The organism is Dongia sp., from assembly GCF_041909655.1.
GTDB lineage: Bacteria > Pseudomonadota > Alphaproteobacteria > Dongiales > Dongiaceae > Dongia.
The window spans coordinates 361,239-383,024 of the sequence record NZ_JAYRDA010000003.1; the positions used below are offsets into that span (position 1 = coordinate 361,239).

17 protein-coding genes are annotated in these 21,786 nt (G+C 63.2%); 3 read left to right on the forward strand and 14 right to left on the reverse strand.

All coding sequences use genetic code 11. The features are described from left to right. Nucleotides 1–299: 299 nt before the first annotated feature. Genes ACE3PR_RS07920 through ACE3PR_RS07930 form a run of 3 tightly spaced genes read left to right on the forward strand, consistent with a single transcriptional unit; the run spans nt 300 to nt 4,380 of the window. Nucleotides 300–2,099 carry an LTA synthase family protein gene (locus ACE3PR_RS07920; protein ID WP_374370198.1) on the forward strand — a complete coding sequence of 600 codons (1,800 nt, stop codon included), beginning with the start codon at nt 300–302 and terminating at the stop codon, nt 2,097–2,099. Further along, nucleotides 2,096–3,922, forward strand: coding sequence for an LTA synthase family protein (locus ACE3PR_RS07925; RefSeq protein ID WP_374370201.1), 1,827 nt, complete (start codon nt 2,096–2,098; stop codon nt 3,920–3,922). The genes ACE3PR_RS07920 and ACE3PR_RS07925 overlap by 4 nt, the downstream gene beginning before the upstream one ends. After that, complete coding sequence (locus ACE3PR_RS07930) at nt 3,919–4,380, forward strand: N-acetyltransferase family protein (RefSeq protein ID WP_374370204.1); 462 nt, start codon at nt 3,919–3,921, stop codon at nt 4,378–4,380. Before ACE3PR_RS07925 ends, ACE3PR_RS07930 begins: the two co-directional genes overlap by 4 nt. A 10-nt stretch (nt 4,381–4,390) precedes the next feature. Here ACE3PR_RS07930 and lpdA read toward each other — a convergent pair whose 3' ends face one another. The 14 genes from lpdA to ACE3PR_RS08000 all read right to left on the reverse strand — a co-directional run bounded on the left by lpdA (nt 4,391) and on the right by ACE3PR_RS08000 (nt 21,775). Beyond that, entirely contained in the window at nt 4,391–5,800 is a 1,410-nt protein-coding gene (lpdA, locus tag ACE3PR_RS07935) for a dihydrolipoyl dehydrogenase (RefSeq protein WP_374370207.1), read from the reverse strand. A gap of 28 nt (nt 5,801–5,828) precedes the next feature. Continuing rightward, nucleotides 5,829–6,614: a peptidase C39 family protein gene (locus ACE3PR_RS07940; RefSeq protein WP_374370210.1), complete on the reverse strand. Its 786-nt coding sequence runs from the start codon at nt 6,612–6,614 to the stop codon at nt 5,829–5,831. Between the two features lie 4 nt (nt 6,615–6,618). Further along, a complete protein-coding gene (odhB, locus tag ACE3PR_RS07945) occupies nt 6,619–7,863 on the reverse strand; it encodes a 2-oxoglutarate dehydrogenase complex dihydrolipoyllysine-residue succinyltransferase (RefSeq protein ID WP_374370213.1) in 1,245 nt (414 codons plus the stop codon). 48 nt (nt 7,864–7,911) lie between these two features. Beyond that, nucleotides 7,912–10,800, reverse strand: a complete 2,889-nt coding sequence (locus ACE3PR_RS07950) for a 2-oxoglutarate dehydrogenase E1 component (protein ID WP_374370216.1) — start codon at nt 10,798–10,800, stop codon at nt 7,912–7,914. Nucleotides 10,801–11,224: 424 nt separating this feature from the next. Further along, a complete protein-coding gene (gene sucD / locus ACE3PR_RS07955; RefSeq protein WP_374370219.1) occupies nt 11,225–12,100 on the reverse strand; it encodes a succinate--CoA ligase subunit alpha in 876 nt (291 codons plus the stop codon). A gap of 6 nt (nt 12,101–12,106) precedes the next feature. Continuing rightward, nucleotides 12,107–13,273, reverse strand: coding sequence for an ADP-forming succinate--CoA ligase subunit beta (gene sucC, locus ACE3PR_RS07960; RefSeq protein ID WP_374370222.1), 1,167 nt, complete (start codon nt 13,271–13,273; stop codon nt 12,107–12,109). A gap of 292 nt (nt 13,274–13,565) precedes the next feature. Beyond that, nucleotides 13,566–13,718: a hypothetical protein gene (locus ACE3PR_RS07965; RefSeq protein WP_374370225.1), complete on the reverse strand. Its 153-nt coding sequence runs from the start codon at nt 13,716–13,718 to the stop codon at nt 13,566–13,568. After that, nucleotides 13,715–14,680, reverse strand: a complete 966-nt coding sequence (gene mdh, locus ACE3PR_RS07970; protein WP_374370228.1) for a malate dehydrogenase — start codon at nt 14,678–14,680, stop codon at nt 13,715–13,717. The genes ACE3PR_RS07965 and mdh overlap by 4 nt, the downstream gene beginning before the upstream one ends. 155 nt (nt 14,681–14,835) lie before the next feature. Next, nucleotides 14,836–15,990, reverse strand: a complete 1,155-nt coding sequence (gene zapE / locus ACE3PR_RS07975; protein ID WP_374370231.1) for a cell division protein ZapE — start codon at nt 15,988–15,990, stop codon at nt 14,836–14,838. A gap of 255 nt (nt 15,991–16,245) precedes the next feature. Next, nucleotides 16,246–17,844 (reverse strand): hypothetical protein, encoded by a 1,599-nt coding sequence (locus ACE3PR_RS07980; RefSeq protein ID WP_374370234.1) that lies wholly within the window; start codon nt 17,842–17,844, stop codon nt 16,246–16,248. A 198-nt stretch (nt 17,845–18,042) separates the two neighbouring features. Further along, nucleotides 18,043–19,482 carry a tetratricopeptide repeat protein gene (locus ACE3PR_RS07985; RefSeq protein ID WP_374370237.1) on the reverse strand — a complete coding sequence of 480 codons (1,440 nt, stop codon included), beginning with the start codon at nt 19,480–19,482 and terminating at the stop codon, nt 18,043–18,045. Between the two features lie 80 nt (nt 19,483–19,562). After that, nucleotides 19,563–20,135 (reverse strand): DUF924 family protein, encoded by a 573-nt coding sequence (locus tag ACE3PR_RS07990; protein WP_374370239.1) that lies wholly within the window; start codon nt 20,133–20,135, stop codon nt 19,563–19,565. Nucleotides 20,136–20,146: 11 nt separating this feature from the next. Then, the gene (locus ACE3PR_RS07995; protein WP_374370242.1) at nt 20,147–20,788 is read right to left on the reverse strand and encodes a glutathione S-transferase family protein; all 642 of its coding nucleotides are present in this window, start codon (nt 20,786–20,788) and stop codon (nt 20,147–20,149) included. 168 nt (nt 20,789–20,956) lie between these two features. Next, the gene (locus ACE3PR_RS08000) at nt 20,957–21,775 is read right to left on the reverse strand and encodes an ABC transporter permease (RefSeq protein ID WP_374370245.1); all 819 of its coding nucleotides are present in this window, start codon (nt 21,773–21,775) and stop codon (nt 20,957–20,959) included. Nucleotides 21,776–21,786: the final 11 nt, after the last annotated feature.

Consider the following 21,786-nt stretch of genomic DNA (forward strand, 5'->3'; position numbering starts at 1 on the left):
GGGGACCGGCCTGCGGCCCGCGGGTCGGTTCAAGGGTGGCGCATCTTACGATCCGATGGGTGACGGTTCCCTGACAGTTCCGCGAAAGGGCGATGTCACGGGCGCCTGGGGGAGGGGGCGATCACGCCGATTTGTTGCAAGTGCCGGCACCAATCCATGACTCTTTTGTTAAGTTCGGATAGAAATGCGTCCGGGCGCCGGGGGGAAATGACCGGACCTATCTGGATAACGGTGATCGGCAGGCGATGGCGCGTTTTCTGACATGGTTGATGGGCTCTTGCGGGCGCCGGTGGTGGCCCTTGCTGGCGGCAAGCCTGGTCTATCTCCTGGGTGTCCTTGTGGCCGCCTTGGCCTTCGGCGTCGCCCTGAAACCCTGGGCCGTGGCGCTGGACCTCGCCGTCTTCAATTTGCTCGCTTTGCTGCTTTTCGCCTGCGCGCGTCGCGCCTGGGTCTGTTTTGGGCTGCTGGCCTTGCTCATCGGCGTGTTCCTGGTCGGTTCTGCTGCCAAGATCGCTTTGCTGGGCCGGCCGATCATGCCGGAAGACGCCTATAGCGTCGTCGCCCTGGTGCGGATCATGGGGCCGATGGGCTGGCTCATTGTGGCGCTGCCCTTGGCCCTCACCGCTTTTCTGCTGCTCGGCAATCTCCGCTTCCGCGACCGGCGGGCGCTCGCCGCCCTCGCCATTCTCTGCCTGGCGCCTCTGGCTGCGGGTGCGGTGGCGCCGCAGGCGGTGCGTCTCGCCGACAACCTTCTCGGCAATGCCGCCTGGGACCAGCGGGTGAATTTCACCGATCGCGGCCCCACCTTGCACATCCTCCGTGAAACGCTGCGCGCCTATGCCCTGATCCAGCCGCCGCCCAGCGAAGACGAGGTAAGCGCGGCTCTCGACCGGCTGCAAAGCACCGCCGGCTCCCGCGCGGTGGATGCCGCGCCGATCGAGGCAATACCGGTGGCCTTTCCGGCGCCGCGCCCGCGCAACGTCCATGTCCTGCTGCTGGAAAGCTTCTGGGACCCGACACCCTTGCTGGATCCCGAAAAGCCGATCCTCGATCCCCGCTTCTATGCACTGTGGGACGAGACCGGCCGTTCGACGGCACTCTCGCCCACTTTTAGCGGCGGCACCGCCAATGCCGAGTTCGAAGTTCTGTGCGGCTTCCCGATCGATAGCTGGGCGGTGAAATACGAACTCGGCTTCAATGAAGCGCCCTGCCTTCCCGCGCAACTGCGCGATGCCGGCTACCGCACTATCGCCTCGCATCCCAACGATGCCGGTTTTTGGAACCGTGCCGGCGCCTATCCGCGTCTGGGCTTCGATGATTTCTGGTCGAAGCCGGATTTCGCCTCCGACGAGATGATCGCCTGGATGCTCTCCGACCGCTCCCTCTATCGCCAGATCGCCGAAAAGATCGCGGCCGATGACAGCGGCAAGCCGGTGCTCAATTTCGTCGTGACGCTCTATGGCCACTGGACCTATGAGATGGTGCCGGAACGCCCCGCCGTGGTGCCGATCGATCCTGAGCAGACCGAACTCGGCCAATTCGCCACCGCAATGCATTACAAATCGATCGAGCTTATGGACGAGATCGAGCGCCTGCGCCGCGCCGATCCCGATGCGCTCATCGTCGCCTTCGGCGATCACCTGCCCAATCTCGGTTACAATTGGGGCGGCTACAAGAATAACGGCTTCTTCAAGGGTGGCTGGGGCGATTTCCCGGCCGACATGTATCTCCGGTCGCGCGAGACGCCGCTCATCGTCATCGATGGGCAGAACGGCCCCCTGCAATTGGGCCGCCAGCCGCTCTACCGCCTCAACGAATTGGTGCGCACGCGGCTGGGCATTCCCGGTCCCGCGATCGCTTCGTTGATGCCGCCGCCCGGTGCTCTCACACTTCGCCCGGTGCCGGACACTCTGCTCGGCCTCGACGAAAACGGCGCCCCTTTCCTGTGCAAGCCGGGCGAGCGCCAGGGGAATTGCGTCGCCGCTGCCGATTGGCTCAGCGATGTGAAGCTGATCGCCCATGACCTTTTCGATGGCGATGCGCATGTTCTCGGCTTGCTGCCGCGTTATCGGCATCCGGTCACGGCCGCCATCCAATGAAGGCGCGGCGCGCGGGCTGGCTCTGGCTGCTGCCGGTTCTGACCAGTGCCGGTCTTTATGGCTTGGCCTATATCCTTCAGAGCGTGCTCTTCAACGTGGCGATCGTGCCGGCGCGTGTGCCGGCGGATCTGGCTCTCTTCACGGCGCTCTCGGTCCTGCTCTTCGCCGTCGCGCGCCGCCTCTGGCCCTTCCTGCTGCTGCAGGTTCTGCTGGTGGCGATGCTCTATCTCGGCAGCGCCGCCAAGATCGCGATCCTGGGCCGTCCCTTGATGCCCGAGGACATCTACAGCCTCGAAGCCTTCATCCGCTTGATGGGACCCTTGGGCTGGGTGGTTGCCGGCATTCCCTTGCTGCTCATGCTGCTGCTCTTCATCGGCAATCTGCGCCTTGCTGGGCGCGGGCGCCGGGCTGCCTTGTCGGCCTTCATCGTCCTGCCGGTCAGTGCCGGTGCCGGGTCCTCGCCGCTCGTTCACTGGATGGACGCGATCTGGGGCGACAAGCCCTGGGACCAGCGCGAGAATTACGTCTGGCGCGGCGGCACGGTCCATATGGCGCAGGAGCTCTTGCGCGTGGCGGCCATCTCGCGGCCAGCACCCGATCGTGCGGCCATCGCGGCGGTGCTCGCCCGCCGCGATGGGACGGCGCAATCGGGCGGCTGGCCGGTGGCAGCGCCGCGCAATGTCCATATCGTGCTGGAGGAAAGCTTCTGGGATCCTGCGCCGCTTACCGCGACCGGCCTGGAAAAATCGCCGCTCGATCCGCGCTTCCTGGCGCTCTGGGGCGAGGCCGGGCGCTCGACGGCCTTGTCGCCGGCCTTCGGCGGCCAGACCGCCAATGCCGAGTTCGAGGTCCTGTGCGGCTTCCCGCTGGCGCAAGGGGCCGTGCGGTTCGAGCAGCCGCTCAACGATGATCTTCCCTGCCTGCCGCGGCTGTTGGCAAAATACGGCTATCGCAGTGTCGCCTCCCATCCCAACACGCCGGGTTTCTGGAATCGGCAGGCGAGCTATGATCGGCTCGGCTTCGAGGCCTTCTGGTCGATCGAGGACTTCGTCCTCGACGACATGACCTCGATCTTCCTCTCGGATGCCTCGCTCCACCGCCAGGTGGCCGAGAAGCTGGCGGCTTCAACTGATCCCCGGCCGGTCTTCGATTATACCGTCACCTATTACGGCCACTGGCTCTACGATCTCGACGAGAAGCGTCCAGAGGCCTTCGAGACCGAGACCGAGATCGAGGATCTCGCACGCTATGTCAGCGTGGTGCATTGGAAGTCGCGCGACATGATGGACCGGATCGAGGCCTGGCGCCGCGACGATCCGGATTCCCTCATCATCGTCTTCGGCGATCACTTGCCGATCCTGGGCCAGAATTTCGCCGGTTACGCTGAATCGGGATTCTTGGGTGGGCTCAAACATCAGACCGATCCGGCTGCGCAACTCCGCGGCACCGCGACGCCGCTTCTGGTGATCGACGGGCGCAACGGTCCGTTGCCGCTGGGCCAGGTGCCGATGTACCGTCTCCCGGCTCTGGTGATGTCGCTCCTGGGAATACCGGACATGAATATCATGGCGCTCACGCAAGCCCCCGCGGGCCTTGCCTTGCGGCCTTTGCCGGGCAAGGTCGTCGGCATTGATGAAGCAGCGGGTGCGCCCTTCCTCTGTCAGGGCAATGACATGACGCCGCCTTGCAACATTGTCGCTGCCTGGCAGGCGGAAACCGATCTTCTCTCCCACGACATCTTCAGCGGGCAGGGCCATACAACCGGACTTTTGGCGCCGCCCCGCCGGCAGCGGCCGGGCATGCATATCTCCGCCCTCCCATGACGTCGATCCGCGTCTTGACGGCGGCCGATGTCGATGCCGTCCAGAAGATGGTGCTGGAATTCGGCGCTTATCTCCAAGAGCTCGGCGATTCCTGGACGCATAACTTCACCACCGAGCGCTATCTCGTCGACGGTTTCGGCGCCAACCCCGCCTTTCACGGCCTCATTGCCGAGGATGACGGCGCGGCGCTCGGTTATCTGTTGATGTCGCCCAATTACGATGTCGACCGCGGCATCCGCATCGAAATCGTGATCGATCTCTGGGTGAATGAGCAGGCGCGCGGGCGCGGTGTTGGCAAGGCGCTGATGGCCGAGGCTGCGGAACTGGCACGCCGGCGTGGCGCGCGGCAATTGCTCTGGGCCGTCTACAAGCCGAACAAACTCGCCGCCGATTTCTATCGCAGCATCGGCGGCCAGCTCGTTGGCGATCTCGACTGGATGTATCTGCCGCTCGACTGAGCGGCAGCCCTCACATGCTCAGCGTCTTGCCGGTGACGGCGATCGCCGCTTCCTTGACCGCCTCGTTATGCGTCGGATGGCCGTGGAAAGTGCGGGCGACATCCTCGGCCGAGGCCTGGAATTCCATCGCCGTCACGATTTCCTGAATGAGGGTCCCGGCGCCCGGCCCCAGGATATGGGCGCCCAGCACGCGGTCGCTCTTGGCATCGGCCAGGATCTTCACGGTGCCGTCGGTTTCGCCCGCCGCCTTGGCGCGGCCATTGGCCATGAAGGGGAACTTGCCGACTTTGTATTGCACGCCGGCGGCCTTCAGCTCTTCCTCGGTCTTGCCGACCCCGGCGAATTCGGGAGCGGTGTAGACGATGCTGGGGCAGGTCTCGTAATTCACATGGCCCTTCTGCCCGGCCAGTATCTCGGCCAGCGCAAAGCCTTCTTCTTCCGCCTTGTGGGCCAGCATCGGGCCGGCGATGACGTCGCCGATCGCATAGATACCCTGCACATTGGTGGCGAAATGGCCGTCGGTCTTGACGCGGCCCTTTTCGTCGAGGGCGACGCCGGCCTTCTCCAGGCCGAGGCCCTCGGTATAGGGGCGCCGGCCGATCGACACCAGCACGACATCGGCGCTGACGGTTTCCGCCGCACCGCCCTTGGCGGGCTCGACGGTGAGATCGATCTTGGCGCCCTTCGATTTGGCCGCCGTCACTTTCTGGCCGAGGCGGAATTCCATGCCCTGCTTGGTGAGGATCTTCTGGAACATGCCGCCCAATTCGCCGTCCATGGCGGGGACGATGCGGTCGAGAAACTCGATCACGGTCACCTTGGCGCCGAGGCGCCGCCAGACCGAGCCCAGTTCCAGGCCGATGACGCCGCCGCCGATGACGACCATATGCTCCGGCACCTTCTCGAGGGCGAGCGCACCGGTCGAGGTGACGATCTTCTTCTCGTCGATGGCGAGGCCGGGCAGCGGTGTCGAATCCGAACCGGTGGCGATGACGATGTTCTTGGCTGCGACCACCTGCTTGGCGCCATCGGCGCCGGTGATCTCGACCTTGCCGCCGCCCAGCAATTTGCCGGTGCCCTTCAGATGCGTGACCTTGTTCTTTTTGAACAGGAACTCGATGCCCTTGGTGAGGTCGGTGACGACCTTGTCCTTGCGAGCCATCATGGTTTTCAGATCCAGGCTGACGCCGCTCACCTTGACGCCGTGGGCGCCGAGATGATGGGCGGCCTCTTCGAACTTCTCGGAGGAAGAGAGCAGGGCCTTCGATGGGATGCAGCCGATATTGAGGCAGACGCCGCCCAGGGCATCGCGCTTCTCGACGCAGCCAGTCTTCAGCCCCAATTGCGCCGCCTTGATGGCGCCGATATAGCCGCCGGGGCCGCCGCCGATGAACAAGACGTCGAAAGATTCTTCGGCCATCACTCTCACTCCATCCAGAAAATCTGATTTAGACCTGCGGCCCGCGGATCAGCACCACGGCGCGTTCCTCGCGGGGACCACATTTGGCCATGTTCATGAAAACCTTGTGGCTCGCCGGACGGCCGGTCTGCGATTTCGCCGTCTGCCCCTTGTTGCGCGAGATCCAGGGGTCGTTGATATAGACGTTCTCCGCATCGCTCCCGGTGAAGACCACCCAATGCGGGGTATTGTCGCCGTGAAAGGCGCGGGTATTCACCAGCACGATCGGCACGGCACCCTGCCGGCGGGCCTCGGCGAGATCGGCCACATCCCATTTCCGCCGCGTCATCGGCATGCCGAGATCGCGCACCATCTTCTCGTCGGCTTCCTGCACCAGCTTGCCGGCCTTCAGCCAATCGGGATTATTCTGGTAATAGGCCAGGACCGGCCCCTTGTGCGACAGCCAGATCTCGGCGTGAAAGCCGCGCCGCCAGGCGGCCAAGGCAATGCCATAGGGCGAGGAGCCGGGATGGCCCTTGCCCATGAACACGGTATTGGCCTCGCGCCAGACCTGCAATTCATGGAGCCGGTCGAAGGGTGTGGCCTTGTCGAGCGACTTCATCGCCATCAGCAGCGAGGCGGCCCCGCAGGTGAAGCCCGTGCTCTGGTTGTAATAGGGCAGGCGCTTTGGCTTGGCCTCTGTTTTCACAGGGGCCTTCGCCATCGGCCGCCGCGATGCCGCATCCGCCTTTTTCGCCGCCCGAGGTTTCTTCAGGCCGGTTTTTTTCAGGCCATTTTTTTTCAGGCCGGCCTTCTTCTTCGCAGCTTGGGCCATCAGCTCAGAGCTCGATCAGCAGACGCTGCGGATCCTCGAGGCTCTCCTTGAGGCGCACCAGGAAGGTGACCGCCTCGCGGCCGTCGATGATGCGGTGGTCATAGGAAAGGGCCAGATACATCATTGGCCGGATCTCGATTTTGCCGTCGACCACCATCGGCCGCTGCTGGATCTTGTGCATGCCGAGAATACCCGATTGCGGCGGGTTGATGATCGGCGTCGACATCAGCGATCCGTAGGTGCCGCCATTCGAGATGGTGAAGGTGCCGCCGGTCAGCTCTTCGATGGCGAGCTTGCCGTCGCGCGCCTTGCGGCCGAGTTCCGCAATCTTCGCCTCGATCTCGGCAAAGCTCATGGCATCGACATCGCGCACCACGGGCACGACCAGGCCCTGCTCGGTACCGACCGCGACGCCGATGTCGTAGTGGTTCTTGTAGATGATGTCGCCGCCGTCGATCTCGGCATTGACCGCGGGAATTTCCTTCAGGGCCTGCAAGGCTGCCTTCACGAAGAAGGACATGAAGCCCAGCTTCACTTTGTGCTTCTTCTCGAAGCCGTCCTTGTACTTCTCGCGCAAGCTCATGACGGCGGTCATGTCGACTTCGTTGAAGGTGGTGAGCATGGCGGCATTGTTCTGCGCCTGCTTCAGCCGTTCGGCGATGCGCTTACGAAGGCGCGACATCGGCACACGCTCTTCACGCTCGCCCAAGGCGCGCGGGACATGCGGCACGGCCGGGGCGGCGGGGGGCGCAGATACCGGGGCGGCAGGTGTCGCGGCGGGGGCCGATTTCTTCTTTTCCAGGAAATCGAGGACATCGCCCTTGGTGAGGCGCCCATCCTTGCCGGAAGCCGGGATGCTGGCCGCGTTAAGGTTGTTCTCTTCAATGAGCTTGCGCACGGCCGGGGCGAGGCGGTCTTCGCCATTGCCGCTTTCAGCTACGGCCTGCTGCACGGCGGGAGCCGGCGCGGCTGCTGCCGCTGCGGGTTTCGCAGCCGGCGCTGCCGCGGCACCACCTGCCGCGATATTGCCGATGACGGTTCCGACCGCGACCGTGGTGCCGGCGGGGGCGATGATCTCGCCCAGCGTGCCGGCGGCGGTCGCATAGACCTCTTGGGTCACCTTGTCGGTTTCCAGCTCGACCAGCGCCTCGTCCTTCTTCACGGGGTCGCCAACATTCTTCATCCATTTGGCGACCGTCGCCTCGGTGACCGATTCGCCCAGAGCGGGAACCGTGATCGGGGTTGTCATCTTCTACCTCCAGATGCCTTGTCGTTATGCCAGGCGGGTTGACGGATCTCAGCCGAGGCTGAGCGCCTCGTCCACCAGCTTGGCTTGTTCCTTGATGTGACGCTTGTAAAGACCCGTGGCCGGTGACGCGGCGCCCGGCCGGCCGACATAGCGGACACGGCGCTGCTTGGCGTTCAGCGTTTCCAGCACATTGTCGATCTCGGGTGCCACGAAGAACCAGGAACCCATGTTCTTGGGCTCCTCCTGGCACCAGATCACCTCGGCGCCCGGGAAACGCTGCAACTCGCTCGCCAGCGCCTTGTCCGGGAAGGGATAAAGCTGCTCGACGCGCATGATGTAGACGTCGTCGAGGCCGCGCTTCTCGCGCTCTTCGAAGAGGTCGAAATAGACCTTGCCCGAGCACAGCACGACACGCTTGATCTTCTTGTCGACCAGCTTGGCATTGTCGTCCCAGAGCAGGCGGTGGAAGGTCGTGTCGGGACCGAATTCGCTGAGCTTCGAGACCGCGAGCTTGTGCCGCAGCAGCGATTTCGGCGTCATCAGGATGAGCGGCTTGCGGAAGTTGCGGTGCAACTGGCGGCGCAGCGCGTGATAATAATTGGCCGGGGTGGTGAGGTTCGCCACCTGCATGTTGTCTTCGGCGCAAAGCTGCAGATAACGTTCGAGCCTGGCCGATGAATGCTCTGGCCCCTGGCCCTCATAGCCATGGGGCAGGAGCATGACCAGGCCCGACATGCGCAGCCATTTCGATTCGCCCGACGAGATGAACTGGTCGATGATGACCTGGGCGCCATTGGCGAAATCGCCGAATTGCGCTTCCCACAACACCAGCGATTTCGGCTCGGCAAGGCTGTAGCCGTAATCGAAGCCCAGCACGCCGGCTTCGGAAAGCGGCGAATTGATGACCTCGAAAAAGGCCTGGCCCTCGCGGATATGGTTGAGGGGGACGTATTCCTCTTCCGTCTCCTGATCGGTGAAGACCGCGTGACGCTGACTGAAGGTGCCGCGCTTGCAATCCTGACCCGAGAGGCGGACGCCGAAGCCCTCATCCAGCAGGGTCCCGAAAGCGAGCGCTTCGCCGGTCGCCCAATCGATGCCGGCGCCGGTCTTGAACATCTCTTCCTTCTGGGTGAGCTGCCGGGCGATCTTGCGGTTCAAGTTGAACGTGCCCGGGACGGTGGTCAGCGCGCGCCCCACCAGTTGCAGCTTGTCCTCGGCGACGGCGGTGTCGCCGCGGCGCTCGTCGCCCGAGGCGATGGCAAGGCCCGCCCAGGCACCTTCCAGCCAATCCGCCTTGTTGGGCTTGTAGGAGGTCGAGGCTTCGAATTCCGTTTCCAGCCGTGCCTGGAAGGCATTCATGATGCCGTCGACGTCTTCTTGCGTGAGCGTACCCTCGTCGACCAATTGCTGGGCATAGATCTGGCGCGTGGTCGGATGCGTCGCGATCTTCTTGTACATTTGCGGCTGGGTGAAGGCCGGCTCGTCGCTTTCATTGTGGCCAAAGCGGCGATAGCAGAACAGATCGATGATCACGTCGTGATTGAATTCGTGCCGGAAATCCATCGCGGTCCGGGCCACATGCAGCACGGCTTCGGGATCGTCGGCATTGACGTGGAAGATCGGCGCCTGAATCGCCTTGGCGATATCCGAGCAATAGGGGCCGGAGCGCGAGGCGGTCGGGCTGGTGGTGAAGCCGATCTGGTTGTTGATGATGAAATGGATCGTGCCGCCCACTTCGTAATCGAAGAGCTGGCTGAGCTCGAGGCACTCCGGCACCAGGCCCTGGCCGGCGAAGGCGGCGTCGCCATGCAGCAGCAGGCCCATCACCTGTTCGCGGTTCTTGTCCTTGCGCTGGTCCTGCTTGGCGCGGACCTTGCCGAGAACGACCGTGTTGACGCATTCCAGATGCGACGGATTGGCGGTCAGGGAGAGATGCACGACGCGACCGTCGAATTCGCGGTCGGACGAGGTGCCGAGATGATATTTGACGTCGGCCGAACCCTGCACGTCCTCGGGATTGGAGGGATTGCCCTGGAATTCGCTGAAGATCGCGGCATAGGGCTTGTTCATGAAATTGGCCAGCATCGAGAGGCGCCCGCGATGCGCCATGCCGATGACGACTTCCTTGAGGCCCAGCTGGCTGCCGCGCTTGATGACCTGTTCCAGCGCCGGAATCGTGGTCTCGCCGCCATCGAGGCCGAAGCGCTTGGTGCCGGTATATTTCTTGTCGAGGAACTTCTCGAACATCTCGGCTTCGGTGAGGCGCTCGAGAATGGCCCGCTTGCCGCGATCGGTGAAATCGCGGTGGTTGCGGCTGCCTTCCATCCGCTGCTGCAGCCATTTCCGCTGATCGTTGTCCTGGATATGCATGTATTCGACGCCGATCGACCCGCAATAGGTCTGGCGGAGCGCATGCATGAGCTGGCGCAGGGTCGCCGTCTCGAAGCCCATGGCGCCGTCGAGGAAGATCTCGCGGTCGAGATCGGCATCGGTGAAACCATGGGTGCGGTAATCGAGTTCGGGCTGTTTGGGCCGCGGCTTCAATTCCAGCGGGTCGAGATTGGCCTCGAGATGGCCGCGCACGCGGTAGACGCGGACCAGCATGATGGCGCGCAGGCTGTCCCGCGCGGCCAGGCGCTGATCGGCGGCGGTGACCGTGCCCATCGACCGGCCGGCGCTCGCGGTCTCGCCATCGGCATAGGCATAAGCCGCGCCATTCCCGGCACCATTGCGGCCGATCTCGATCGAGCGGTCGCGCGGCGCCCAGCTGGCACCCTTGATGTCCTTCAAGGCCGTCTGCGCTTCTTCCTTCAGATCCTCGAAGAAGCCTTGCCAGGAACCGTCCACCGACAGCGGGTCGGCGAGGTATTTGGCATAGAGTTCTTCGATGAAGGGAGCGTTTGGGCCGGACAGGAAATTGGTGAGCTTCTGATCCATACTTCCACCCGTTTGGGCCGATCGGCCCGAATGAGGTCAAACTGCCAATAGAATCCGCGCCGGACGGACCGGTTCCGGATTTCGCGCCGGCCGGTATGGCCGATGGCGCGATTTCACGAAAGCGATTCGTTTCGGCGCAAGCGGTGAATGTCGAGTACCGCCAGCCGCTGCCGGGTTATGTGGCAAATCGGTGGGCGGGATACACGCGCCATTTGCGCATGGGATGGTTACCCAATCGTTACCACTGCCCGCGTCGGGCGCGGCCAAAGCCATATTTTCAAACATTATATCGGTCAAATGGCACACGGGTTCCGGGATATCAACCCGGAACCCGGCCAGATACGACTTTGGTCGGTAGGGCAGGCCGGGTCCGCCGGTATCTGCGGACCCGCCGGTCAATGCCCGCCGGTTCAACGTTCCGGGCCTACTTGCCCATCGCCTTCAGCATCGACGAGCCGAGGCTGGCAGGGGAATCGGCCACCAGGAAGCCGGCGGATTTCATGGCTTCGATCTTGTCGCCGGAACCGCCCTTGCCGCCGCTGATGATGGCACCGGCATGGCCCATGCGGCGGCCCGGAGGCGCCGTGACGCCGGCGATGAAGCCGATGATCGGCTTCTTCTTCTTGGCGGCCTTGTAGAATGCGGCCGCGTCTTCCTCGGCATTGCCGCCGATTTCGCCGATCATGACGATGCCCTGGGTTTCGTCATCGCCCAGGAACAACTCCAGACAATCGACGAAATTGGTGCCATTGACGGGATCGCCGCCGATGCCGATGCAGGTGGTCTGGCCAAGGCCGGCCGCCGTGGTCTGCGCCACCGCCTCATAGGTGAGGGTGCCGGAGCGCGAGACGATGCCGATCTTGCCCTTGCGGTGAATGTGGCCCGGCATGATGCCGATCTTGCATTCTTCCGGCGTGATCACGCCCGGGCAATTGGGGCCGATGAGGCGCGTGCCGGAACCCTGCAGGGCACGCTTCACGCGCACCATGTCGAGGACCGGAATGCCTTCGGTGATGCACACGACCAGCGGGATCTTGGCATCGATCGCTTCCAGGATTGCATCGGCCGCGAAGGGCGGCGGCACGTAGATGACGCTGGCATTGGCGCCGGTCTTGGCGACGGCGTCGGCGACCGTGTCGAAGACGGGAAGGTCGAGATGCTTGGTGCCGCCCTTACCCGGGGTGACGCCGCCCACCATCTTGGTGCCATAGGCGATGGCCTGTTCCGAATGGAACGTGCCTTGTGCGCCGGTGAAGCCCTGACAGATGACCTTGGTGTTCTTGTTGACGAGTACGGACATGATCCCTCAAGCCTCCTTCACGGCTTTGACGACCTTCTCGGCCGCGTCCGCGAGATTATCGGCGGACAGGATGGGCAGCCCGGATTGCGCCAGGATCTTCTTACCCAATTCGACATTGGTGCCTTCGAGGCGCACCACCAGCGGCACATGCAGGCTCACCTCGCGCGCGGCCGCCACGACACCTTCGGCAATCACGTCGCAGCGCATGATGCCGCCGAAGATGTTGACCAGAATGCCTTCGACATTGGGATCGGAGAGAATGATCTTGAAGGCTGCGGTGACGCGTTCCTTGGTGGCGCCGCCACCCACGTCGAGGAAGTTCGCCGGCGATCCGCCATAGAGCTTGATGATGTCCATGGTGGCCATGGCGAGACCGGCACCGTTCACCATGCAGCCGATCGAGCCGTCGAGCTTGATGTAATTGAGGCTGTGCTTGGCGGCTTCCAGTTCCGCCGGATCTTCTTCATCGGGATCGCGCAGCTCTTCGACGTCGGGATGACGGAAGAGCGCGTTGTCGTCGAAATTGATCTTGGCATCCAAGGCCAGCACGTCGCCCGCACCCGTCACCACCAGCGGATTGATCTCGACGATCGAGCAATCGAGTTCGGTGAAGGCTTCGTAAAGGGCGAGGATGAATTTGGTGGCGGCACCGACCTGCTTGCCGGTAAGGCCCAGGCCGAAAGCGATCTGGCGCGCGTGGAACGCCTGCACGCCGGTCGCCGGATCGATGGCGATCTTCAGGATCTTCTCGGGGTGGCTTGCCGCCACTTCCTCGATATCCATGCCGCCTTCGGTCGAGGCCATGATGGTGACGCGCGATGTGGCGCGGTCGACCAGCATGCCGAGATAAAGCTCGCGCTTGATGTCGCAGCCGGCCTCGACATAGATCCGCTTCACCACCTTGCCGGCGGGGCCGGTCTGGTGCGTGACCAGGGTCATGCCCAGCATCTTGGACGCGTAATCGCGGACTTCGTCCTGCGACTTCGCCACCTTGACGCCGCCGGCCTTGCCGCGGCCGCCGGCATGGATCTGCGCCTTGACGACGCAAAGACCACCACCGAGTTTCTGGGCTGCTTGGACCGCCTCGTCGGCGGAATAGGCGACATGACCATCGGGAACGGTCACGCCAAATTTACGGATCAGGGCTTTGGCCTGATATTCGTGGATGTTCATCCAGGGGCTACCGATTTGCTGCGTTGCGAGGGACTGCACCCCGGCGGTACCCTAACGCCAGCCACCGAGCCGCGCGATTTTCTGGCTAAGTTAAGGCTATGAAAGCCTTAAGAAAAAAGCGGGCGACAGCGACAGCCGACGATTTGCTGTGGTGCAGCAGATCGCACTCTATCACCATGCCGGACGGGTTCAAGCCAATTGAACTGGAAACCGTCTGAGGCCAAGGTGATAGGACTGTCGCCGTCGCAGGCCGTTTGGTCTTTGGAAAGACCCGAAAAAGAGAACCCGAAGGTTACTTCTTCTTCGCAGCCTTCTTCACGGTCTTCTTGGCGGTCTTCTTCGCTGCCGGCTTCTTGGCAGCGGCCTTCTTGGTGGTCTTCTTAGCCGACTTCTTGGCGGCTTTCTTGGCAACCTTCTTGGCCGCCAGTTCGATGGTCTTCTTCATTGCTTCTCTCCTCTTTGAAGCTTCCTCACCACATCGATGAGGCCCCTTACGGCCGCGACCGACTTATCAAACATCGACTTTTCAGCCTTGTTGAGGTCGATCTCGACCACTCTCTCCACGCCACCCGCGCCGATGACTACCGGCACGCCGACATAGAGCCCCTTCACCCCGTACTGCCCATTGAGATAGGCGGCGCAGGGTAGAACGCGTTTCTTGTCCTTGAGAAAAGATTCCGCCATCGCGATCGCGGAGCTTGCCGGCGCGTAAAAGGCGGAACCCGTTTTCAGCAGATTGACGATCTCGGCGCCGCCGTCACGGGTGCGCTGCACGATCGCGTTGATCTTGTCCTGGGTGGTCCATTTCATCTTGATGAGGTCGGGCAACGGAATGCCCGCGACCGTCGAATAGCGCACCATCGGCACCATGCTGTCGCCATGGCCGCCCAGCACGAAAGCCGTCACATCCTCGACCGAGACGTTGAATTCCTCGGCCAGGAAATAGCGGAAGCGCGCGGAATCGAGAACGCCGGCCATGCCGACCACATGGCTCTCCGGCAAACCGGAAGCCTGCTGCAGCACATAGACCATGACGTCGAGCGGGTTGGTGATGCAGATGACAAAGGCCTTGGGCGCGAATTTCTTGATCGCCTTGCCGACCGTGTCCATGACCTTGGCATTGGTGGCGATGAGGTCGTCGCGGCTCATGCCGGGCTTCCTGGGAATGCCGGCGGTCACGATGACCACATCGGCACCCTTGATCGCCTTGTAATCCGAAGCGCCGAGGAGCTTCGCGTCGAAGCCTTCGACCGCCGAGGCCTGGGCGATGTCGAGACCCTTGCCCTGCGGCACGCCGTCGACCACGTCGAACAGAACGATGTCGCCCAATTCCTTCAGGCCCGCCAGCAGGGCCAGCGTGCCACCAATCTGTCCAGCTCCGATTAGAGCTATCTTCTTACGCGCCATTCTGTGCTAATCCTGGTGTCCTTACGCATTGCCCGATTCTGGTTAGGCAATGCCCCCTGCGCTCCGAGCGCACTCCTCTAGATGTTGAGTTAATAACCCGAAACTGCCACAAGGGCAAGAGGCATTAACTCTTCTCGCGAAAATTATCCGGCACCTCACGTCAAATGCGGTCGAGCGAGATACTCGACCGATTGCATTTCATTGAGACGCGAGACCGTGCGCTCGAACTCGAAGGCACCGTCGCCCGCCGGATAGAGTCTCTCCGCCTTGTCGGCGGCGGCGATGATGGTGGTGACCTTGTGCTCGTAGAGCGCGTCGATGAGATTGATGAAACGCCGCGCTTCGTTGCGGCGGTCGGCGGTCAGGTTCGGCACGCCATCCAGCAGCACCACATCGTAATGGGTGGCGATGGCGAGGTAATCGGCCGCACCCAGCGGGCGCGCGCAGAGTTCGTCGAAATCGAACCAGGCGACGCGGCCATGGGCATTGGCGACCTGGCGCTGAATCTCCAGGCGGCGGCCCTGCACGGTCAAATGGCTGGCGATCGGCGGCTCGTTATCGGTCATGCGGGCAAAGGCTTCGCGCATCTGCCGCGCCGAAAGATCGCCCAGCGGATAGTGGTAGACGCTCATATCCTTGAGGCGCGCCAGGCGGTAATCGCGGGCGCCGTCAAGCTCGAGCACGTCCAGGCGTTCCTTGAGGAGCGCGATGAAGGGCAGGAACTGATCCCGCTGCAGCCCGCCTTTGTAGAGATCGTCCGGCGCCCAATTGGACGTCGCCACCATCACCACGCCGCGCTCGAACAGGGCGGTGAAGAGGCGGCCGAGGATCATCGCATCGGCAATGTTGGTGACGTGGAACTCGTCAAAGCAGATGAGCGTCACTTCGCTGCTGAGCTTTTCAGCAAGGGCCGGGATGAGGTCGACTTGCTTTGGTTTTTCCTGACGCCAGTGATGCAGCTGGTCATGCACTTCCAGCATGAAGGCGTGGAAATGCACCCGCCGCTTCATCTCGACCGGAGCATGCGCGAAGAACAGGTCCATCAGCATCGACTTGCCGCGGCCGACCCCGCCATAGATGTAGAGGCCCTGCGGCGCCGTTTCATCTTGGCGGCGCGCAAAGCCCAGGCGCTCGACCCAGCTATGCAAACCGGTGGTGGCCTGCGGGCGGTAATCTTTGAGGGCGATGTAGAGGGATTGCAGTTTCTCTGCCGCCAGCTCCTGTGCAGCATCGTGATGCAGCCGACCGGCACGTTGCATCGCGCGATAGGCAGGGAGCGGCCCGTCATCGATCATGGATGCGGCCAACATGTCTGTCGTTGAGGAAAGCGCGACTCGGTCAATATGCATATCGCGCATATCACAACACATTTTTTTTCACTTATCCACCGCGAAGTGATTCGCGCGTGGCTTCGCCATCACAGATTCCCTTCGCACTGAGTCATCGCTGCAACAGGTGCGACGGCTCTCATGCATGTCATCGCAAACGAAAACCGCGCCGGCGTGATGTGCGCCGGCGCGGTTGATGGTCGTCGAATTAAGACTCTGTTTACACTCTCGCTGGCATTACATCCCTGAGAGCGAGACGCCGTTCACCTTGGTGTCGCCGGTCGCATCGACTTCGATCTTCAGCTTGTCGACCGGCTTGCCATCGCCGCTGGTCTCGCGCTTGGCCAATGATTGGATCATGGCGAGACTGCCCACGACCTGTGCTGCTTCCGGCGAGTTTTGCGCAGCTTCCGTCGCCATTTTCATGGCTTCGTCGAGACCGTGCACGTCGACATCCAGCGCGCCGATCAGGCCGAACATTGCCTCCGGACGCACATCGAAAGCACCTTGTGCCGCCACCTGCAGGATCTCGGCGGCGAGGCCGGACGGACCCACATCGAGCTTCATCGGCGATTTCTGCAGCAATTCGCCCAGCGACATGATCATCACGTTCATGGCCGCTTCCGCCTGGCCCTGATCGCCGGCGATGAGGGTCGGGAACTGGTCGCCGATGAGGGTCCAGAGCTCTTTCGAGGGTACATCGCTTAGCGTCAGCGCCAGCGATCCTTGCGCCGGCATCAGCTTGGCCAGGAGCGGCGTGGCGGTCACTTCCGGGTCGTTGATGGCAAGGCCGTCATGGCCGATACCGAAATCGACCTTGGCCTTTTCGGCGTCGAGCCCGCTGAAGCCGAGGTCGAAATTGCCCGCCTTCAGGCTGAAGGGCTGGCTGCCATCGGCCTCCTTGTAGGTCACATTCTCGAAATCGAATGCATAAGTGATGCCACCGATGAGGCCGCTCATGCTTTTGATGATGCCCCCCAGTTTCTGCGCCTGCTCTGGCGTAATCGCCGGCGATGCCATGGTTTCGCCCTCGGTCGAGGATTGCACCTCGGCTTTGCTGGCCGCTTCGGCGATCTCGGCGGTGAGGGTCTGCATCTCGCGTGCCTTGGCGACATATTCCTTCAGCTTGACCGCATTGATGCCGAAGGTGCCGGCGAGCTTGGCGACCTCCATGGTGCCGCCGCTGGTGTCCTTGACGCTGAAGCCGGTGACGCCGAACAAGCCCTGCTGGTCGAAGATCCCGTTGCCCTTGTCGGCGCTGGTCAGGCTGGCGCTCATGCCGGCGGCGCGCATGTCGCCGCCCCCCGCCGTCTCGTCCTTGACGACGATGTCGGCGGCTTGCCAATCCAGGGCCAGGAAGGATTGCAGATCGCTCGACCAATCGCCGGTGAAGGATTTGGTGGTGAGGGAAACATAGCCCTCTTCCTTGCCGTCGGCCTTGAGGAACGGGAACTTCGCCGCGTGCTTGAGGTCGCTCGCCACAAATCCGTCTGCGTCTTTCGGGGTCAGGCGATAGGTCACGGTGCCGACGTCAAGACGGTCCTCGCCCTGGGAGCCGATCTCGACCCCTTCGATCGCCACGTCGAAGGCATCGCTGCCCGGCGTTACCTTGACGGCTTTGTGATGGACCACGCGCTGATCCGCCGGACCTTCCATCAAGGCAAGGTATTCCTCGATCCCTTTCTGGATCACCGGGGCCTGGGCCGGGTCGATCGCCGTCACGGCGCTTTCCGCCGCATTGTCTTGGGCCTGCTGCTGCTCGGCCGCTTCGTCACCGCAGGCCGACAGCAATAACAGGGCGACAACGCCACTTGCCGCCAGATTGCACTTCAACATCTGGCTGGATTTCCACCAACGCCCCATCATCCGTACTCCTTGACTTGAAAAATCATCCACATGGCCGCGGGACCGATTTCGGGGGACCGAATCCGGCTGCCGCGGCGCGCTATATCAGATCGGTCCAGCGACCGATATTGGGCATCGTCATTTGTGTGACGCCGCGCACAGCATCAAAACACGTCAATCGCGGCCATATTATGGCTGTAGCGGCTTGGCACCCGGCGGCAGGCTCGGCGTCAGCGATTCCAGCGAAAACGGATCCGGCGCAAAGGGATCGAGCGGCTCGTAAGGTTCATTGGTCGCCGGGTTGATCGGATTGTCCGTGGCGGTGGGTGTGCTCGCCGGTTGTGCCGGCGGTGCTGCCTGTGGCTCGGTGACCGGTGCCGGGGCTGGCGCAGAGACGGGTGCCGGGACAGGTGCCGCCGCGGCCGGTGGCTGCACCGGTGCCGTAGGTACCCATTCCAGCGCCGTCGGTGTCGATGACGGCAGGGGTGCGGGTGCCACCGTCGGATCGGCTGCCGCGGGAACCGCCACGGCTGGCGCAGCGATTGCCGGCTCGGTGCTGGCTGGTTGTGCGCTGGCCGGCGGAACGCTGGCCGGTTCGACGCTGGCCGGTGCCGCGGTGACGCTTGTCGGCTGATCGCCGGCGGGCACCCAGGTCTCGGCGCGGGTCTTGGCCTGCGCCTGTTCCTCTGGGCTCATGCCGGCGGCCAGGACCTCGCCCCGCTTGCCGCCTTCCGGTTGGCCGTAAAGGGCTGCGAGTTTGTACCAGGTCAATGCCAGCACGCGGTCCTGCGGCACGCCCTGGCCATTGGCATAGAGATCGCCCAGCGCCACCATCGACGCGGATTCCTTGCCGTTGGCGCCGCGTTCGAAATGCCGCGCGGCACGGATGAAATCCGGCTGGCCGCCGAAGCCCACGCGATAGATCGAGCCCAGGGAATATTCCGCAGTGAGGCTGCCGGCGGCGGCGGCCTTCTCGAACCATTCCGCCGCGACCCGCGCATTGGCCAGTACACCTTCGCCGGCAAGATAGGCGCGGCCCAATTCGTTCATCGCGGCGACATTGCCGAGCGCCGCCGCCTTTTCCAGCCAGACGACACTTTGCGCGGGATCCGCCGGGATGCCGGCCGTGCCTTCCGCGCCGGGCAGGCCGGTGCGGTAAATCAGCGACAGCTTCAGCATCGCCTGCTGCAGGCCGAGATCAGCCGCGCGCGTGTACCAGAACAAGGCTTCCTTGGAATCCTGCGGAACACCCTTGCCGGTTTCATAAAGCCTGCCAAGCGCGAACTGGCCGTATTTCTGCGCGGCGGCGATGAGCTCAGGTCCCTGGGGGCCAAGGGCCGCACCGTTATAGCGCGGTGCCGTGTCGATCTCGGCGGCGATCTTGTAATAGGTGGCGGCCTGGCCGAAATCCGGCGCGCCGCCCGAGCCGTCCTCGTAGATCTTGGCCAGGTTGAAGGCCGCCACGGGATTGCCGAGTTTCGCTTCCTCGGCCAGAAGCGGCATGGCACCGGGGACATCGCCTGCCTGCAGCCGCTCTTCCGCCGCCTTGTAATCCGCCAGCGCCGTCTCGACGACGGTCAATTGTGCCGCCAAAAGCAAAGCGGTGGTGGCGAGCAGAAAAATGCGCATCAAGATGACCCGGTCGATGACGATCCGGCGCAATCTACCCAAAAGTGCCGCTGATGACCAGCTTGGGGTATCGAGCGTTGTCAGAACACGCTCTTGGGATCGGCGAGGAAAGCGATCTCATCCTCGCTTGAAGGGCGGCCCAGGGCGGCGTTGCGGCCGGGAAAGCGGCCGAAGCGACGGATCACCTCGCGATGCCGATGCGCGTAATCGAGCTGGATTTCGGCAAAATGCTTCTGCTCCGGCGGCGCCTCCTGGAAATGCCGGGTGAAGAGGTCTATGGCGCGGTCCTGATCCGCCATCGCCTCGCTATGCTCGAAGGGCAGGAAGAAGAAGTGACGCCGGTCAAAAGATGTCGCCCGGTCATGGCCCCGCGCCAGAGCGGCCCCCGCTTCGCCCAGCGCCCGCGCATCGCCCAGGAAGGCCTTGGCCTCGCCCCTATATATATTGCGTGCCATCTGATCGAGGAGGATGAGGAGCGCCAGCGCGCCCTCCGGTGTTTCCCGCCAATCGGTGAAGCCGCCCTGTTGCGCCGCGTGCACGTTCGCGGCAAAGCGCGCCGCGATCTCGGCATCGAATTCCCGGTCGCGCTCGAACCACAAGGTCCGCGCGCGCGGCGAGAACCAGAAGGCGAGAACCGCGCGCGGATCGCTCATCGCGGCTCTCCTCAGGCCGCCACCGGCCCCACATGGTTCATCTCGGCCACGCGCGCGATGGCCGGGCGGGCGCGCACCTGTTCGGCCAGGCGCCTGACATTGGGGAAGCGCCGATAGGTGTCGGGACAGCAATCCTGCCAGGTGGAGAGCATGTAGCAGAGCGCATCTGCGGCGGAGAATTTGGCACCCAGCAGGAACGGGCCGTTCTTCCCGAGATGCGCATCGACGCGCGCCCAGAGTGCGGCGATCTCTTCCTTGGCCTTTTCCTGGATGGCGCCGACGCCCTTGGGATCCGCGGTGATGCGGTCGGGATAATAATAGCGCAGCATCGCGGGCTGCAGCGTGTTGTTGAGATGATAGAGCCACATCAGGAACGGCCCGCGCTCCGGATCGTCGATGGCGGGGGCGAGACCGGATTTGGGAAACCTATCGGCGATCAGCAGCGAGATGGCGGCGCATTCGCTGATGATGCTGCCATCGGGCAGTTTCATGGCAGGCAGCTTCGCCGCCGGATTGATGCGCAGGTAATCCGCCTGCTTGTGGGCGCCCTTCTCCATGTCGATCAACACCAGCTCATAAGGCGCGCCGGATTCCTCCAGGCAGTAATGGGCGGCGATCGAAGCGGAATTGTGCGACCAATAGAGCGTGTACATGGGTTTCCCGTGACTTCCTGTTTGGATTCTTGTGGATCGTTGTATCCAGCTTCCCTTTTTTTGTCATGCCCCGGCTTGGCCGGGGCATCCACGAGTTTGTCGCCAAGGTAGGAAGATGAAGTCGTGGATCCCCCGCCTAAAGCGGGGGATGACAATCGAGGGCGTTATTCACCCCGCTCCCTTCTTGCCGCGCCGCAGCAGGATTTGTGCCGCGATGAGCGCAGTCAGCGAGAACAGCATCACCGCCGTACCGATGGCATTGATCTCCGGCGTCACCCCGCGGCGGATCGAGGAGAAGACATAGATCGGCAGGGTCTGCTGCGAACCGGCGACGAAGAAGGCGATGACGAAATCGTCGAAGCTGAAGGTGAAGGAAAGCAGGAAGCCGGCAATGATGCCCGGCGCCAATTGCGGCAGGGTGACCTGGCGGAAGGTGGCGAGGGGATCGGCATAGAGATCGGCCGAGGCCTCGATGAGCGCGCGGTCCATGCCGGCGATCCGCGCCCGCACGATGACGATAACCAGCGCCATGGCAAAGAGCGTATGGGCGGCGATGATCGAGCCGTAGCCGAGACCGAGCTGTGGCGGCGCCTCGCCGGGCCAGATCGTGGCGATCACCGCATTGGCGGCATCGAAGGTGGTGACGAGTGCGATGAGGGTCGCGATGCCGATGACGATGCCGGGCACCATGATGGCGACATAGGTGAGGCCGTCGAAGAGGACGCGCAAGGGGCCCCGGACATTCTGCAGGGCGATGGCCGCCATGGTTCCCATCACCGTCGCGAGCACGGCGGAACTCGCAGCGATGATGACGCTGTTCTTCAGCGAGGCCAGCATCAGCTTGTTGCCAGCGGCCTTGGCGTACCAGGTGAAGGCGAAGCCCTGGAAATCCGAGGCGTTGTTGCCGCTGTTGAAGCTGAAGAGGACGATGAGCGCGATCGGCGCGTAGAGGAAGAGGTAGATGAAGATGGCATAGCCGCGCAGCATGTCTTTGGCTC

Excerpts from the sequence above, each read along its gene's own strand:
- ACE3PR_RS07925 (WP_374370201.1), top strand. The coding sequence starts at position 2,096 with ATGAAGGCGCGGCGCGCGGGCTGGCTCTGGCTGCTGCCGGTTCTGACC.
- ACE3PR_RS07930 (WP_374370204.1), top strand. The coding sequence starts at position 3,919 with ATGACGTCGATCCGCGTCTTGACGGCGGCCGATGTCGATGCCGTCCAG.
- lpdA (WP_374370207.1), bottom strand. The coding sequence starts at position 5,800 with ATGGCCGAAGAATCTTTCGACGTCTTGTTCATCGGCGGCGGCCCCGGC.
- ACE3PR_RS07940 (WP_374370210.1), bottom strand. The coding sequence starts at position 6,614 with ATGGCCCAAGCTGCGAAGAAGAAGGCCGGCCTGAAAAAAAATGGCCTG.
- odhB (WP_374370213.1), bottom strand. The coding sequence starts at position 7,863 with ATGACAACCCCGATCACGGTTCCCGCTCTGGGCGAATCGGTCACCGAG.
- ACE3PR_RS07950 (WP_374370216.1), bottom strand. The coding sequence starts at position 10,800 with ATGGATCAGAAGCTCACCAATTTCCTGTCCGGCCCAAACGCTCCCTTC.
- sucD (WP_374370219.1), bottom strand. The coding sequence starts at position 12,100 with ATGTCCGTACTCGTCAACAAGAACACCAAGGTCATCTGTCAGGGCTTC.
- sucC (WP_374370222.1), bottom strand. The coding sequence starts at position 13,273 with ATGAACATCCACGAATATCAGGCCAAAGCCCTGATCCGTAAATTTGGC.
- ACE3PR_RS07965 (WP_374370225.1), bottom strand. The coding sequence starts at position 13,718 with ATGAAGAAGACCATCGAACTGGCGGCCAAGAAGGTTGCCAAGAAAGCC.
- mdh (WP_374370228.1), bottom strand. The coding sequence starts at position 14,680 with ATGGCGCGTAAGAAGATAGCTCTAATCGGAGCTGGACAGATTGGTGGC.
- zapE (WP_374370231.1), bottom strand. The coding sequence starts at position 15,990 with ATGTTGGCCGCATCCATGATCGATGACGGGCCGCTCCCTGCCTATCGC.
- ACE3PR_RS07980 (WP_374370234.1), bottom strand. The coding sequence starts at position 17,844 with ATGTTGAAGTGCAATCTGGCGGCAAGTGGCGTTGTCGCCCTGTTATTG.
- ACE3PR_RS07985 (WP_374370237.1), bottom strand. The coding sequence starts at position 19,482 with ATGCGCATTTTTCTGCTCGCCACCACCGCTTTGCTTTTGGCGGCACAA.
- ACE3PR_RS07990 (WP_374370239.1), bottom strand. The coding sequence starts at position 20,135 with ATGAGCGATCCGCGCGCGGTTCTCGCCTTCTGGTTCTCGCCGCGCGCG.
- ACE3PR_RS07995 (WP_374370242.1), bottom strand. The coding sequence starts at position 20,788 with ATGTACACGCTCTATTGGTCGCACAATTCCGCTTCGATCGCCGCCCAT.
- ACE3PR_RS08000 (WP_374370245.1), bottom strand. The coding sequence starts at position 21,775 with ATGCTGCGCGGCTATGCCATCTTCATCTACCTCTTCCTCTACGCGCCG.